The organism is Saccharobesus litoralis (genome assembly GCF_003063625.1).
Lineage (GTDB): Bacteria > Pseudomonadota > Gammaproteobacteria > Enterobacterales > Alteromonadaceae > Saccharobesus > Saccharobesus litoralis.
On sequence record NZ_CP026604.1, the window covers coordinates 1,858,869 to 1,872,894 of the forward strand.

Here is a 14,026-nt window from a genome sequence, read left to right on the forward strand (position 1 = left end):
ATCAGGCCATGTGAGCAAGTGATTGAAATAATTCTATAAATATTCGGTCTTATTATGACTATGGTTCAAAAAGTTATTCGACGTTACTGGTGACTGGGTCTATCTTGAGAAGTTAGAAAGTGGCAACGAATCAACTGCAAACTCAATACTAAGATCAATAACTAAGATCAATAAGATCACTTTTATGAATGAACAACCAACGGCCAATGTGAGCACGAAATCCTCAGCAAATTCTTCAGCCGATTTGCCAGCAAACTTGTCATCAGAAAAGGTCACCTCCTTTTTTGAGTTTTGGCCTACTTGGGTTATGTATCTGCCAGTGATTATCCAAACTATGATATTGGCGGTGCGCTATCGATCATTGTCATTGCCTTTACTGGCCAACCCTAAATTAACTATTTCCGGTATGGTTGGGGTGGCGAAAAGTGAATTGATGATGCAAGCACAAAATGAATGCCAACAGGCGATTTTGGATTGGTATCAGTTTCTTGTCACTAACCAACCCGCTGCAGAACAAGTGGCTGATATTATGCCTTTGGTTAAACAGCAAGCTTTAGATTTTCCCTTGGTATGTAAGCCAGATATTGGTTGTCGCGGATCTGGGGTTAAACTGGTTAAAAATAGCCAACAACTGGCAGAGGTTATTGCCAGTTACCCGCGTGGCACATCGTTATTACTGCAAAAATTGGCGGATTATGAACCTGAAGTGGGCGTGTTTTATGTCAAAATGCCTAATCAAACCCAAGGTAAAGTGGTTTCCTTGACCTTTAAAGACAGCCCAACTGTAATGGGTAACGGCGAGTTAACATTAGAAGAATTAGTCTTGTTAGATCCGCGTGCTAGCAAGCTAACCCATTTGTATCAAGAGCGTCATCCAAAGCGCTGGCAACAAGTGATCCCGTTAGGCGAGGTTGTGCGCTTAGTCTTTTCTGCTAGTCATTGCCGTGGCGCGGTGTTTACCGATGCTAGAGCGCATATCACCCCAGAGCTTGAACAACGCATTGAGTTGATAATGACGGGGTTACCCGAATTTTATTATGGCCGCCTTGATGTTAAATACCCTGACTTAGACAGTTTAAAACGAGGTGAAAACCTGCAAATTGTCGAGATAAATGGCGCAAGTGCAGAGTCTATTCATATTTGGGACAAAAACACGTCGTTTTTAGAGGCGGTTAAAACCTTAATGTGGCAATACCGCACGCTATACAAAATAGGGGCTTATCAGCGCCGCCGTGGTTTTAAAACCCCAGGTATTGGCAAATTGTTTAAGCATTTAGCGATTGAAAAACGCTTAGCCCGTTATTACCCAACCACAGACTAACCATAAAAAAGCAAGGACGTTGGTATGAGCCAATCTTTAAATAACCCGCTGGATTTCGCTTTTCGCTCCTCATGGCTCAAGTGGCTAGTTGAACGGGCAACTCGCTTACACGTGGTTAAACAATGGTATCAAGATTGGCTTGAAAATGACCTACCGCAACGCAGCCTTGATAACCCACAAATTGGCAGTGAATTTTTGGATTATACCTTGGGGCGGCTCAATGCTGGCACTGTGGTTCTTAACGAAGCACCTTGTGCAATTAAACCGACAGGTGCGCAATTATTTGTGGCCAATCATCCGTTAGGTGGATTAGACGGTATGTTATTAACCCAATATTTGTTAAAGCTCCGGCCAGATCTAAAAGTATTAACCAACGAGTTGTTATTAGCGTTTCCTGAGTTTAAGCACTTATTTGTTGGGGTTGATGTATTAAACCCCAACAAGCAGCGCGAGAATGCCAAAGGGATCCGCGCGATTAATCAGCATTTAAAAGCGGGCGGCGCGGTATTGATATTTCCTGCGGGTACGGTATCAGAATTAAAGCTGTCGCAAATGAAAATTAGCGACGCACCTTGGCATGAATTGGTGGCTAAGTTGCAACGTAAACATCAAGTAGATTGCACGCCTATTTTTGTTGAAGCGAAAAACAACATTCCGTTTTATGTCTCAGGGCTGATCCATAAGCGTTTACGAACCGTGTTTTTGTTACGAGCCATGTTGGCTAATAAAGGCATACGCATGCCTATTCGTATCGGTAACACCATTACAGCGCAAGAAGTGGCAAGTTTGCGTGATGGTCGCGCTCATACAGACTTTTTGCGTTTATGTTGTGAATCATTACAAAGCAAGCCGCATAAACCGAAAACTCGGCAAGTTAGCAGTATTAAAGGCAATGCCAATCGTGAAAAACTTATCGCCCATCATCAGCAATTAGATGAGTATTTATTGGTCGAGCAAGGCGATTTTGCGGTTTACTGTGCGCCGCATGCAAAAATGGGCTGCGTGATGCAGCAAATTAGCATTAGCCGAGAATTAACCTTTCGCGCTGTCGATGAAGGAACAGGCAAAGAATTAGATAGCGATGGCTTTGACCCTTATTACTGGCATTTATGGGTATGGGACAAGCAAGCTCACACTGTCGTTGGTGGCTATCGCATGGCTAAGGTCGATGAGTTGATCAATCAACATGGTGTTAAACGGTTATACAGCAATTCCTTGTATAACTATGATCCTAGCTTTATTGCCAAGTTGCAAAACTCGGTTGAGGTTGGCCGCTCTTTTATTGTGCCTGAATATCAAAAACACCCACGCGCGCTAGACATGTTATGGAAAGGCATTGGTGCTTATATGGTTAAAAACCCGCAATACCATACCATTTTTGGTTGTGTCAGCATTTCGTCGCAATATTCGCAAATGGCGCGTAGTTTACTCGCCGACACGTTTGCCTATCATTACGCGACAGATAAAGCGGTAACTAAACTGGTTAAGCCGCGCAAGCCTTTGAAAAACAATTATAAACCTTGGAGTGATGCCTTACTGCAATCCATGGCCGAGATCCCCATTATTAATAAATTAATTGGTCGGCTAGACGCTGGCAAAACTGTACCTGTGCTTATTCGCCACTATTTAGCGCTAAACGGCAAATTTATTTCGTTTACGGTTAATTCCAGTTTTAATAATTCGCTTGATGGCCTTATTACGGTTGATTTACGTTGCGCGCCAGACAAATATGTAAAACGTTATTTAGGCAAACAGGGCGCTGAGCAATTTAAAATAAAATGGGGATTGCAAGATGCTGCTTAGCCATGCCGTCAATGTATTGGATCAAATCGAAAGCTGCTTGCAAGTCATGGCTGATTTACCTGCCGAGCAACGCAAATACTATGCTGAGTTGTCATTAGGGCGCCATGTTCGGCATATTAGCGATCATTATCTGGCGTTTTTAAGCGCTTGTGGCGGTACTGTTTTTACATCTGAACCTTGTATTGATTACAACACCCGTCATCGTGATAGCCCGATTGAAACCGATATTCATTTGGCACGTGAACATATCCGAGCCTTACAGCGCAAATTAGCCAGTATACAGATTAGTGTTAAAACCAAGGTCACTGTGATGTCTGAAATTGATTGCAGTGACATGCAAACTTACGCGTTTAGCTCAAGCATAGAGCGTGAACTCTTGTATTTAATTAATCATACTATTCATCACGCAGCCTACATGGCGTTATTAGCCAAGCAAAAGGGTATTTATTTTCCTGAGAATATTGGGGTTGCACCCAGTACGCTGACTTACCAACGCCAGTTAAGTGAATAGTTGAGACAAGCTATGTGTACCTATACTTGGTTACCGCAATCTTCGGGCGCTATTGTCACTATGAATCGTGATGAAAGGCGAGAGCGTCCCGAAGGAGATAAGATCACGACGCTCAGTTATCAGCAAGGTTCTTTGCAAGTCTATTATCCTATCGATAAACAAGCAGGCGGAACTTGGTTTGGCTATAACACCGCTGGCTTATGCTTAGCCTTGCTTAACCGCTATCAAGACGCTGAAAACCAATCGATACCCGAAGCAGTCAAACGTAGCCGAGGTGACATTATTCCGCATTTGCTTAAATGCGCCAGTTTACCGCATGTGATACAACAAATAGAGACAAACGATTTTAGTGGGTACCCGGCATTTGATTTAATGTTTACCGATGGTCAGGAATTGTGGCAACTTAGCCACCGTAACCCACAACAAAAGCCAGTCTTGCAACAGCATGCATCTGACTTACCCTTTATGCTGACATCGTCTTCTGTCGCACCCGAGGTCACGTTTAATTATCGGCACCATCAATTTACGCAATTTTTGAAGCACACAAGTAAAACAACTGCCGAGTTTATTTTAGAACATTTTCATTTAGTGCAAACTAAAGGTCTTGAAAGTGAAAGCGTGCTAATGTCGCGCGACTTGTCCCACACCAAAAGTATTTGCCAAATTGACTTAGGCGCTCAATCTTATTTTTTACGGTATCTGCGCCAACCAGAATTTGCCCGAGCTTTCGCTTCGCTGTGAATTGATTTTTGTTCTGGTTGGTGATGATTGGCAGGTTGGTGATGGTTGGAAGCGGCGGGAGTCGTCCGACTTCGGCCCCCCCAAGGGTCTATATTGAAACGTTAAATGGATGTCGAGAGCCCCGAGCGAAGCGAGTCGCACCGTTAAAAGTTTCCGTTTTAAGCATCACTTTTTAACGGATGACTAATTTAATATCATTATACGCCTAGCTGGCTAAGATAATGATTTAAATAGTCTTGACCATCATAAAGTGAAGAACTTAAGTCGAAAATGTTTGTTGAACCTACTCGCGCTTCGCAATGCATTGAGACTTCACTGATAGCTGGCAGTAAAAAGCTTTGTTCATGTACATTTAACTGTCCTTTGCGTTCTCTTTTTTCCAATTCCTTTAAGTGTTCACCAATATTTGTTTTTAATTGTGAGTATTTTTCTGAACACAGTTTCAGATTTTTGTTGGCTCCATCGACTAATTTGAAAGCTTCCTCGAACTGTTGCCTGTATTCTTCCAATATTTTTTTTATTTGAAGTAATTCCATGAGTTCTCCGTAGGTATATGACAGCCAATCAACCGGACGAACCCTATTTCCCCCGTCCGCATTAACAAAGCTTAAATTTTACTTACCTCGTAGGCTACTGAAAACAAGCCCTGCGATCAACCCTTTAAAATAAACCGAGAAGATTACCCTTAACCCTGTTTTTATTATGATCTCGGATGTCGTTCATATATAGGTAAAGTTAAAGAAGTGTTAACCTAAATGTACTTTATATACATATGATGTTTATATATGTATTATTTGGTGGTTGTAGTGTTTAGCCATTCTGCACTCACATAACAACTAAAATACACAAGCATAACTCGCCATTTCGATGGCAATCACAACAATGGGATAACACATGAAACGTCATTTACTTGGAGCCTCTGTCGCTTCAGCTTTGCTGCTATTAAGTGCGTGCAATGGTAGCGGTTCGAGTAGCACTAAAAACATCGAGCCTAAGTCGGCTGAGGCATCAATGGAATCAGGCCAAACCCAGAACGCTAACAGTGCGCCAATTAGCCCATTAGAGCGAGAAGCTCGCGGGAAAATTGAGCAGCTATTAAGCATGATGGAAACAGCCAAGGCTAAAAACATAGACGTTACCCGTGAAGAAACCATTGTGTGGTTTGCCAAGCAGTTTTTAAAGTTTGCTAATTGGGATGAAGCCAACCCCGAAGCAATTGAAGCCGCATTCGGTTATGAGCGTTATTACGCGGCCAATAAAAAACAATTGGCTGCCGATTTACCGACATTTGAACGGCAAAAAGTGATTGAAATTGTCGATAAAGGGATCGGTGTTTTAGGGCAAGAGTTGCGCGGCGAAATCAAGCGTCGTCCAGTTCGTAAAGTGGATTGGCAAAATACCAAAGCCGGTGACAATATGTTTGTTAGCAATGGCAAGCCGATTTTTCCGTACGATTACTTTTCTAAAACGGTTGGCCAACCGTTAACGAATACTGATATTTATAACGATCATCTCGGGGCATTGTACCATGGCGGTGAAGATTTATACCCAGTTGATCATGACCGAGCGATCAACTCATTTTTGCTCAAAGAAGATGGCACATTTGATCAGCAACTGATGGAAGAATTAACCCGCATTCCTGACACCAATATTGGCTTTTTAGTTTATTGGATTATGGGCATTCCTGAGTGGGTTGAGCAAAGAGAACCAGAGGTGCGTAAAGGTCGCTCGCTATTTACGGGTTTTGATGTCGACAATCCATTGGCACGTGAAGTTTGGGGGAAAATTATTCGTGAAACCGGCCGCTTAACCAAGGGCAAAAAAGTGACTGAATTAGGTTTTGTATTGGCGAACGAACCGCATTGGTTTTCAGAAAAAGACCATTGGACAGCCAGATTTCACGAAATGACCGAGTTGTCGTCTTACACAGTGAAAAAATTTCAAAACTGGTTAAACGCTAAATACAGTGGTGATATTACCGAGCTAAACCGTAATTGGGGCAGTGCATTTGCTAGCTTTACCCATGTTCAAGTTGCAATACCTATGGATAAAGCGTTACTGGGCACAGCGCAATGGTACGACTGGATGCGTTACAATATGGACCGTGGTACCGAGTGGTTCAAGTTTATGCAAGATGAATTGCATGCGGTCAATCCAGATGCCGATACGCATATCAAAATTATGCCGCGCATGTTTATGGAAAACTCGCGATCGGGTGGCATTGATACCGAAGCTTTAGCTGAATTAACTACTATGGTTGGTCATGATGCTAAATCATTGGGCAGTAAAAATATCCGTCCGAGTAAGTCATCAAAATGGTTAGAACGCTACGCTTATTATTGGAGTGGTGTCAGCATGTTCCACGACTTTATGGAGTCGGTAGCGCCAGACAAAATTAACGTCAACTCCGAGTCACACTTTTTATCTTCGGGTCAATGGCGCGATTTAGACACACGCACCAGTTATGTACGTAGTGTTTACTGGTTAGCAACACTAGGTGGAATGGACGCCAACATGGCTTGGTTCTGGGCGCGTGATCCTGATGGTTCACCAGAAGATAGATTAGAAGGCGAACTAAACTTTTTTGACCCAGGTTTAGCGGGAGCTTACGCTGGCTCTAACAATATGCAACCGCATGTGAGCAATGAGTACACTCAAGTTATGTTCGATATGAACAGCTTTTCTGAAGAAATTATTGCGTTACGTGAGCAGCGCCGACCGGTGCGATTGTTCTATACAGAAACAACAGCTATCAATACCAAAGATTATATGACGCAAGGCTATAAACTGTATGAAGCTTTGCATTTTGAAGGGTTCCCACTGGGGTATGTGACAAACAATATTATTCAAAAGCAGGATAACAAGAATTGGGATGTGGTGGTTGTACACAATACCCCATATGTGACAGACCATGAGTTTGCAACTTTGCAGTCTTACCTAACAAACGGTGGTACTGTGATTGTTGATTCTAAAAAGTCGCTATCGCTTAATGAATACGGTAAACCACGTGCGCAACAATTAACCGCGGGTAAGGGCAAACTACTGGTATTGAATACGCATGATATTGATAAAATTAAACAGGCTGCCTTAGGTGCAATTAAACCCGCTAGTTTACCTGCGGTTGTTGTAAAAGAGGAAAATGGCAAACCTTATAAAACCACGAGCTGGCGTGTGGTGGATAATGGTAAAGGCGGTTATACAGCTATTTTGTTTAACTTAGGGCATGACACTGCCAAACTGCAATTGTCATTGCAAAATGGTCAAGGCTTTACGATAACCGATATGATGACCAGTAACGCAATGCCGTCGTCATTTGCCATTCAATCAGAAGATGTGTTGCTGCTTGAGGTTATGCCAAACTAAGCTAGCACCGCGTTTTATCTCTAATAGGCGGGATGCCTATTAGAGAGATACAAGGCGAACATTTATGTTTGCAGACCCTGCAGAATTTTCTTTTGTAGGTGAGCATTTATGTTTGCAGAGCCTGCAAAATTTTCTTTGTAGGTGAGCATTTATGCTTGCAGAGCCTGCAAAACTTTCTTTGTAGATGAGCATTTATGCTTGCAGAGCCTGCATAATTTTCTAACCAAAAGAGCAAGACTAAAGCCTCGCCTAGCTTGTAAGGTTTTCTAACCATTCGTGTTGAAAAACATCGCCTTCAATCGGTAAATTGAGCGCTGTCATTTTTTCTTCCAATGCCGCTATTTTTTGATTGAGTTCACTCATGGTGATGGTGTTATCGTCTAATTGATAGACCTGTTGTGAGCCTTTATAACTAAACAATAAAATGCGCATGGCGCTTGGGTTGTTGTTATCGACCCCAGCTTGGATTTTTTTATGCGCTCGAGTGATCAAGTTGAGGGTTTGTTTTAAATCCCATACGTATTTTATTTCAGTTAAATAATCATGGTTTTGATAGGCTTTTAATATTTGCCAAACAATGATCATCGCCAGCACAACGCCACCTAAATTTATCCAAAAGTGAGTGCCTTCACCATCAGTAAATAGTTGAATAATTAAGGTGGATAACCCTAGGGAGAGGGTAGCAAATATCGCGATAGTACCGACAATCACTTTGTTTAAGTGTTCACGGTAACGTTGTTTATTAATGGATTTTAGTTGCATATCATTATTCGGCTAATCATTAATGGGCTAAGACTAAAGCGCGAATATAGTCTTCTCGCTCAGGCTTTATGGTTCATTGTCAGCGCTTACTCTCGACTTTGGCTCCTGCGTCGTCCTACTACCTAAGTCCCTTGAGGCAACCCCAATCACATAATAGAGCATATGCTCATGGGGATTCGAAGCTTGCCTACATGGATGTAGGTAAGGAGCGTGAGCAAGGATGCGGTAGCTTTGACGGCTTCCCCTAAAACCTGATCGCTTTGACTATAATAAAGTAACATTGAATAATAACAAGCCTTTGTTAGACAAAGGTAAAGACTTAAATAACCTCCTAAAACCAGCTAATACAAGCGGTTAGCGCATTTACTAAAACGGCTTGATTTCATGATATTGAAACGAGCCAACGCCAGCTTAGTGGCTGCTTGTTTTTCAATAGAGAACACTAAACGAGATACTTGGTTAATACCACTGCAAAGCGATTGTTTAAACGAGTTGTTATTGATTGACGCTTCGACCACGCCAACCATATAAGCGATAGCCATACTTTGTGCGAGATCGTCTGGCAGTTTTTTATCATACATCCAAGGTAATAAATGCGTTTTAAGCTGACTTGATACAAGGTTTTGGGTAATACCATACTGCATAAGATCAAAGCCAACCGCACTGCCTTTGGTTAACGGGTTTGATTTATAGAGTTTAATGGCGCTTTGTAAATCCGCAGGCGTTTGCAATTCTGTTGCATGAGATTGAGCAGAAAACAGTACTAAACTGATAAGAGCAATGACTTTGAACATATATCAAACCTTAAACATATGATGTTTAATAATAGTATACATCATATGTTTAAGGTTTGTTAATAGATCTTGGTTTTTTAAGTGATATTTCGACTCATTGCGTGTTGATTGCTTGCGGTACTAGTACCTTTTCAATTTAATTTTGATTAGTTGAAAACATTGGTGATCACTTTCACACTGAGCGCGAAGCAGTCGAAGTGTCGGTAAATTAGAAAGTAATAAGACTTCGACAAGCTCAGCCTGAAGTTGTTTATTTAATCTAAATATGGCTAAAAACATCACTAGTGATAGTAAATTATGCGAGTGATTCAACTGATCATTTCTTTCTGGGAACAGTACTAGAAATCATCTCCTTTTATCTACATTTTCCTCTTAAATTCAACAAAAGTGTCATTCACTCTTTACATGTTATTACTAAAAAGATAATCTAAATGGTAATGATTATCAATAAGGTTATTGGAATGGGAACTTGGCAAGGTTTAATGGTAAAAGGCAATGAATGCTTTAGTGCTAAATTGTGGTCAGATGCTGAATATTATTACGATCAAGCCATTGATATTCTTGATGGTATGTTACATCAAAACCCGAAAAGCATTGAAGCTATCCAAGGTTGGATTTGTGGTTACCATAACTTGTCGACTCTATTTCAAAAAACAGGTGAAATTGCTCGCGCTCAAAAGTGCTTGTTGATCCCGCATCAATCTATGATGCATATGGCACAGCGTGAAGACATTGATGATGATCAACAATTAATCGCGATACAAGCGACAAAACTGACACTGACTCCCTTATTGGAGTTTGCTCAAACATACCCAACATGTGAAGGGTGCGTTGATATGTTGATGGATCAATACAGAGCCGCGTATCAAGACAACCGAACCTTTCATTAATTACTAAGAGAAAGAGATAAGTATATGAAAACGACAATGATGCGTGTGGTGGCATTCACTCTAGTTACGTTACCCACTTTAGCTTCAGCTCACTCGGGTCACGATCACAGTGCGCCTGAATCAGGTTTAATTCACTTGGCTTGGTTAGCGCCACTGGTTATTGCCGGTGCGGTCATTTTCATCAAGCGTCGTAATAACTCAACGGATAAATAGGGTACTGTCATGATGCATAATTTGATTAAAAAGTTAGATAAGTTGGTGGGTTTCAAGCCGGTTTCTGCACATTGCGATATTCCATGCAAAATCTATGATCCGTCATCGGCGCAAATTGCTGTATTAACTATGATACGCATGGTGGACTTATTGGAGGAGTTAAATGCAAAAGAAACGCTTAATGCCAATGACCAAGCGCAGTTCTCGCGTTTGGTTGCGCAAAAAGAAGAGCATGGCCATAAAGTTAAGGAAGAAGTTCGTGTAATCTGGGGTGATTATATCAAGGCACCGCAATTAGAAAAATTTCCAGAATTACACGAATTGGCTCACAGCATCATGTTGGCCGCTTCAAAAGCTAAACAACACATTGATAAAGATGCAACATTAGAGCTACTAGCGAAAGTGAATCGATTTGCTGAAATCTTTTGGGAATCTAAAGGTGTTGCCACGTTTACGGCGACTTGTCCGTATCCACCAGCTCAGCCAGTGGTTTATCCGGATCTCAAGGCGTAAGCATAACATGCTAGGGTTTACTTTAAACCGCGTTGAAGGCGACAGTATGTCGCCTTTAATCCCTGCGGGTACTTATGTCCTATTTAAGCGCTTTTACGTTAAGAAGTGGTTAAAGGTAGGGGATTTGGTTAAAGTGAATCACCCAAAATATGGCATCATTATTAAATCCATAGTCTATAAAGATCACAATGGCTTTTATTGGCTGGTTGGTGAAAATGAATATAGTGTTACCACAGCGGAAATGGGGCCTATCAGTAAAGCAATGATTGAAGGTAAATCTTGCTTGGTTATTAAACCTAAACCTCACATTAATGGATTACCTCTTTCCTAAATAAACAATGTATTCAGCGTAATTAGTATTACGTGTCCTTTGTCTGCAACAAGAAACCTGTTAATGCGGTAATCTGGCTCGTTATATAGTCAAAGCGATCAGGTTTTAGGGGCAGGTTTCTAGTTCCAGACGAAACCTAAGTACCTACATCCATGTAGGCAAAGCCGTCAAAGCTACCGCGTCCTGCTCTCGCCCCTTACCTACATCCATGCAGGCAAGCGTCGAGACCCCATGAGCATATGCTCTATTATGTGATTGGGGCTGCCTAAATGGATTTAGGTAATAGAACGACGCAGGAGCCAAAGTCGAGAGTAAGCGCCGACAATGAACCATAAGACCTGAGCGAGAAGACTATAGTTTGCAAGCCCTGCAAACATAAATGTTCGCAGGGTTACAGTTGTAGGGCAGGATTTACTCCTGCAAATGCATAGTCAGTAAGAGTGCTCAATGTTCATCCAACAATAGTCGCTGGATCCCCTTGCTAGTATATCTTCAATTCAATCAACATAACGATAAGGTGCATACGATAGCTGATTAGCCCGCTTGTGATGAATAGGATTGAGAGCTCTGTTGCAACTGTTGGATCAGATACCTGTCTCGCGTCAAAATGGCTTTACTGTGATCGCCAAACCATTCTAAAGATGCTTCCATATTGCGGATTTGTGAGTCGGCATGTTGATTAACGTAACGCAAAAAGGATTGATAATTTACTGCACCTTCAAATAAAGGCACTATGCCTTCTCGCGAACCCGAAGCAGAGTAAACGGTCGCTGGAGCGAATACGTCCAATAAATCCGCTGAGCTAACATTTTTTAGGTGAAAGTGATTGATGTAGGGTTTTAGTATTTCTAACGCTGGGATCACGTCCGCTTTTGATTCCCACACATGCAGTACATCAAAATTTAATTGCAGATTGTCACGTGCTACCGCGGCAAATAGCTGTTGCGTTGCCGCCACAGTATCAGCAAATGTGTTGGGATGGGTTTCAATAATTAAATTCAAACCGTATTGTGCTAACCAATCACAAGATTGTTGTAGGGCACTGACAAGGCTATTGAATTGCTCGGTTGTAGTCTGTTCGCTAGCGAGTTTACCGGCGAAGGTTCTAATTTTTTTTGCCCCCCAGTGGTTAGCCAGGCGACACATGAGTTCCACTTGTTGACGTAACTCGGGTTCACTGGCATGTAACGGTAGGTAGTCGCTAAGCATGGTGGTTTTTAAACCATATGTAGCCAGCCAAGCTTGGTTGTAGTCTGGCTCGCTTGATAAGTTTTTAGCGTGTGTTCCCCATAATTCGATACCCTGAAAATGATTGGCTTGTGCCCAATGTGCGAGTTGTTCAATGGAGATCAATTGGTGCCGAAATGAAATAGTGCATATTGATAATATCATAAACTAGTCTCTGCCATTGTTTGCTTTTTAGTTAATCCGTTATGTTGAAGCCACTGTTGATATAATGACGTTAAGCGCTGTTTAATGCTGAATTCGCGCTTGTCTTGTTGGTTGAGTATTTCTTCAATTTCAGATAGCAATACCTTGTTTTCTGCGTTTTCTATCGACATACCTTCGGTGACATTGCTGGCTATTTTCATGGCGCGGAATTGGATATGCTTGTAACTGGAAACGAGTTCTTCTATTACGTCACACCAGTCTTCAAATTCAGCAAAATCTAATCCTAGCTCTAACATAAAAAATGCCAGTCCGTGTTCGTAGGCATATTTGCGTATGGCGAGTACGGGTAATTGAGTTAAGGCTTGAGTTAATGCCGAGGCATTTAATCCTGTTGCTGGCTTTGTGTGGGCATGGATAATCTTGCGCACAGCGTCTGTCATGGGGTTTGAATCTGGCTTAAAACAGGCAATAAAGTATTCGCTTATTGAGGCTTTTTCGCTAGGTTTAATGTGTTGACTATCAAATAGGTAGCCGCCTGCCACCGCATCGGATTCAATTGCGTGTAGCACTTGCTGTTTATCTTGTTCGCCTTCCCAACGGAAATCTGGATCCCACATGAACAATTTACTTGGGTCTTGCGTGTTTTCTAGCATGACATAATGTGGAAATGGATTTTGATTGAATTTATTTTCCCGTTCTGGCAAGCGGAACATATCCAGCATAACCATAATGTTTTGGCTTGCTGTTTTGTTGTCAAGTAGGGATGTTAGTGTTGCTATATTGTCGCTTTTCGAACTATGTGCTTTGTACCAAGGCTTAACTTCGACGCCGTAGAGTTTTTGAAACCACAGGCGGAAGAAATCGTGGTTTAGGCCTTCTGCGTGATAGTTAATTTGGTATTGGCTATCGACAACGACATCGGCATCCCAGACACCAAAATAGAAGGGTCTATGATCCACTAAATCATGGGCTTTAATACATTCACACAAACAGCTAACGAAGCAATGAACTTTGATATCTTCAAACTCTTCTGTTTCTTGGTTCTGTTGAGTTGACTCTGCAAGGGGAGCATCCCCTTGTATTTTGCCTTTCAAAAAGTCAGTTAAGGTTGCGACAGTGGCAAAATCCTTGGCATCTAATGCATCGTCAGGGACATTAAAATCTAGCTTTAACTCAAGGCCAATTAATAGTTGTAAGACTAAAACTGAGTCTAAATAGAGGTCTTCATTGAGGCGAGCAGTTGCACTGAATGCATCAATATTTGCTATGTTTAATTCGTAAGCGAGTACATCGTGGATCGCTTGTATAATTTCTGAATCTTGCATGATTAAAGTTTTCTTAGTTTCTTTACTACTCTGTTGATCAGAGCTCGTTTATTGGCCAAAAGGGTTA

14 protein-coding genes are annotated in these 14,026 nt (G+C 41.7%); 9 read left to right on the top strand and 5 right to left on the bottom strand.

The window, feature by feature from the left end; genetic code table 11:
• Positions 1 to 184 precede the first annotated feature (184 nt).
• From C2869_RS06520 to C2869_RS06535, 4 genes are read left to right on the top strand one after another with little or no spacing between them, the layout of a single operon-like run.
• Entirely contained in the window at positions 185 to 1,321 is a 1,137-nt protein-coding gene (locus C2869_RS06520) for an ATP-grasp domain-containing protein (RefSeq protein WP_108602186.1), read from the top strand.
• A 24-nt stretch (positions 1,322 to 1,345) separates the two neighbouring features.
• On the top strand, positions 1,346 to 3,124 hold the full coding sequence (locus C2869_RS06525; RefSeq protein ID WP_108602187.1) for a lysophospholipid acyltransferase family protein: 1,779 nt from the start codon (positions 1,346 to 1,348) through the stop codon (positions 3,122 to 3,124).
• Complete coding sequence (locus C2869_RS06530; protein WP_108602188.1) at positions 3,114 to 3,635, top strand: DinB family protein; 522 nt, start codon at positions 3,114 to 3,116, stop codon at positions 3,633 to 3,635. Before C2869_RS06525 ends, C2869_RS06530 begins: the two co-directional genes overlap by 11 nt.
• A 12-nt stretch (positions 3,636 to 3,647) precedes the next feature.
• Positions 3,648 to 4,376, top strand: coding sequence for an NRDE family protein (locus tag C2869_RS06535; protein ID WP_108602189.1), 729 nt, complete (start codon positions 3,648 to 3,650; stop codon positions 4,374 to 4,376).
• 197 nt (positions 4,377 to 4,573) lie between these two features.
• Here C2869_RS06535 and C2869_RS06540 read toward each other — a convergent pair whose 3' ends face one another.
• Positions 4,574 to 4,912 carry a hypothetical protein gene (locus tag C2869_RS06540; RefSeq protein WP_108602190.1) on the bottom strand — a complete coding sequence of 113 codons (339 nt, stop codon included), beginning with the start codon at positions 4,910 to 4,912 and terminating at the stop codon, positions 4,574 to 4,576.
• Between the two features lie 358 nt (positions 4,913 to 5,270).
• Here C2869_RS06540 and C2869_RS06545 point away from each other — a divergent pair, with 358 nt between their 5' ends.
• Entirely contained in the window at positions 5,271 to 7,739 is a 2,469-nt protein-coding gene (locus C2869_RS06545) for an alpha-amylase family protein (RefSeq protein ID WP_108602191.1), read from the top strand.
• Between the two features lie 249 nt (positions 7,740 to 7,988).
• Here the strand turns inward: C2869_RS06545 and C2869_RS06550 are convergent, their stop codons facing one another.
• Both C2869_RS06550 and C2869_RS06555 read right to left on the bottom strand, forming a co-directional pair.
• Positions 7,989 to 8,501 carry a DUF3087 family protein gene (locus C2869_RS06550; RefSeq protein ID WP_108602192.1) on the bottom strand — a complete coding sequence of 171 codons (513 nt, stop codon included), beginning with the start codon at positions 8,499 to 8,501 and terminating at the stop codon, positions 7,989 to 7,991.
• 341 nt (positions 8,502 to 8,842) lie between these two features.
• Complete coding sequence (locus C2869_RS06555) at positions 8,843 to 9,295, bottom strand: hypothetical protein (protein ID WP_108602193.1); 453 nt, start codon at positions 9,293 to 9,295, stop codon at positions 8,843 to 8,845.
• A gap of 461 nt (positions 9,296 to 9,756) precedes the next feature.
• Between C2869_RS06555 and C2869_RS06560 the strand changes: the two genes are divergently transcribed.
• Genes C2869_RS06560 through C2869_RS06575 form a run of 4 tightly spaced genes read left to right on the top strand, consistent with a single transcriptional unit; the run spans position 9,757 to position 11,242 of the window.
• Complete coding sequence (locus C2869_RS06560; protein WP_108602194.1) at positions 9,757 to 10,185, top strand: tetratricopeptide repeat protein; 429 nt, start codon at positions 9,757 to 9,759, stop codon at positions 10,183 to 10,185.
• A 24-nt stretch (positions 10,186 to 10,209) separates the two neighbouring features.
• Positions 10,210 to 10,398, top strand: coding sequence for a hypothetical protein (locus tag C2869_RS06565; protein ID WP_108602195.1), 189 nt, complete (start codon positions 10,210 to 10,212; stop codon positions 10,396 to 10,398).
• Between the two features lie 9 nt (positions 10,399 to 10,407).
• A complete protein-coding gene (gene sodN / locus C2869_RS06570) occupies positions 10,408 to 10,911 on the top strand; it encodes a superoxide dismutase, Ni (RefSeq protein ID WP_108602196.1) in 504 nt (167 codons plus the stop codon).
• A gap of 7 nt (positions 10,912 to 10,918) precedes the next feature.
• A complete protein-coding gene (locus tag C2869_RS06575; RefSeq protein WP_108602197.1) occupies positions 10,919 to 11,242 on the top strand; it encodes a S24 family peptidase in 324 nt (107 codons plus the stop codon).
• Positions 11,243 to 11,776: 534 nt separating this feature from the next.
• On the opposite strand, the gene C2869_RS06580 is transcribed toward C2869_RS06575, so the two are convergent.
• Both C2869_RS06580 and C2869_RS06585 read right to left on the bottom strand, forming a co-directional pair.
• On the bottom strand, positions 11,777 to 12,634 hold the full coding sequence (locus tag C2869_RS06580) for a sugar phosphate isomerase/epimerase family protein (RefSeq protein WP_108602198.1): 858 nt from the start codon (positions 12,632 to 12,634) through the stop codon (positions 11,777 to 11,779).
• On the bottom strand, positions 12,631 to 13,959 hold the full coding sequence (locus C2869_RS06585; RefSeq protein ID WP_108602199.1) for a DUF6005 family protein: 1,329 nt from the start codon (positions 13,957 to 13,959) through the stop codon (positions 12,631 to 12,633). The genes C2869_RS06580 and C2869_RS06585 overlap by 4 nt, the downstream gene beginning before the upstream one ends.
• Positions 13,960 to 14,026 lie beyond the last annotated feature (67 nt).

Coding starts and splice junctions, on each gene's coding strand:
- sodN (WP_108602196.1), top strand. CDS start 10,408: ATGATGCATAATTTGATTAAAAAGTTAGATAAGTTGGTGGGTTTCAAG.
- C2869_RS06520 (WP_108602186.1), top strand. CDS start 185: ATGAATGAACAACCAACGGCCAATGTGAGCACGAAATCCTCAGCAAAT.
- C2869_RS06580 (WP_108602198.1), bottom strand. CDS start 12,634: ATGATATTATCAATATGCACTATTTCATTTCGGCACCAATTGATCTCC.
- C2869_RS06565 (WP_108602195.1), top strand. CDS start 10,210: ATGAAAACGACAATGATGCGTGTGGTGGCATTCACTCTAGTTACGTTA.
- C2869_RS06575 (WP_108602197.1), top strand. CDS start 10,919: ATGCTAGGGTTTACTTTAAACCGCGTTGAAGGCGACAGTATGTCGCCT.
- C2869_RS06535 (WP_108602189.1), top strand. CDS start 3,648: ATGTGTACCTATACTTGGTTACCGCAATCTTCGGGCGCTATTGTCACT.
- C2869_RS06560 (WP_108602194.1), top strand. CDS start 9,757: ATGGGAACTTGGCAAGGTTTAATGGTAAAAGGCAATGAATGCTTTAGT.
- C2869_RS06555 (WP_108602193.1), bottom strand. CDS start 9,295: ATGTTCAAAGTCATTGCTCTTATCAGTTTAGTACTGTTTTCTGCTCAA.
- C2869_RS06525 (WP_108602187.1), top strand. CDS start 1,346: ATGAGCCAATCTTTAAATAACCCGCTGGATTTCGCTTTTCGCTCCTCA.
- C2869_RS06540 (WP_108602190.1), bottom strand. CDS start 4,912: ATGGAATTACTTCAAATAAAAAAAATATTGGAAGAATACAGGCAACAG.
- C2869_RS06585 (WP_108602199.1), bottom strand. CDS start 13,959: ATGCAAGATTCAGAAATTATACAAGCGATCCACGATGTACTCGCTTAC.
- C2869_RS06545 (WP_108602191.1), top strand. CDS start 5,271: ATGAAACGTCATTTACTTGGAGCCTCTGTCGCTTCAGCTTTGCTGCTA.
- C2869_RS06550 (WP_108602192.1), bottom strand. CDS start 8,501: ATGCAACTAAAATCCATTAATAAACAACGTTACCGTGAACACTTAAAC.
- C2869_RS06530 (WP_108602188.1), top strand. CDS start 3,114: ATGCTGCTTAGCCATGCCGTCAATGTATTGGATCAAATCGAAAGCTGC.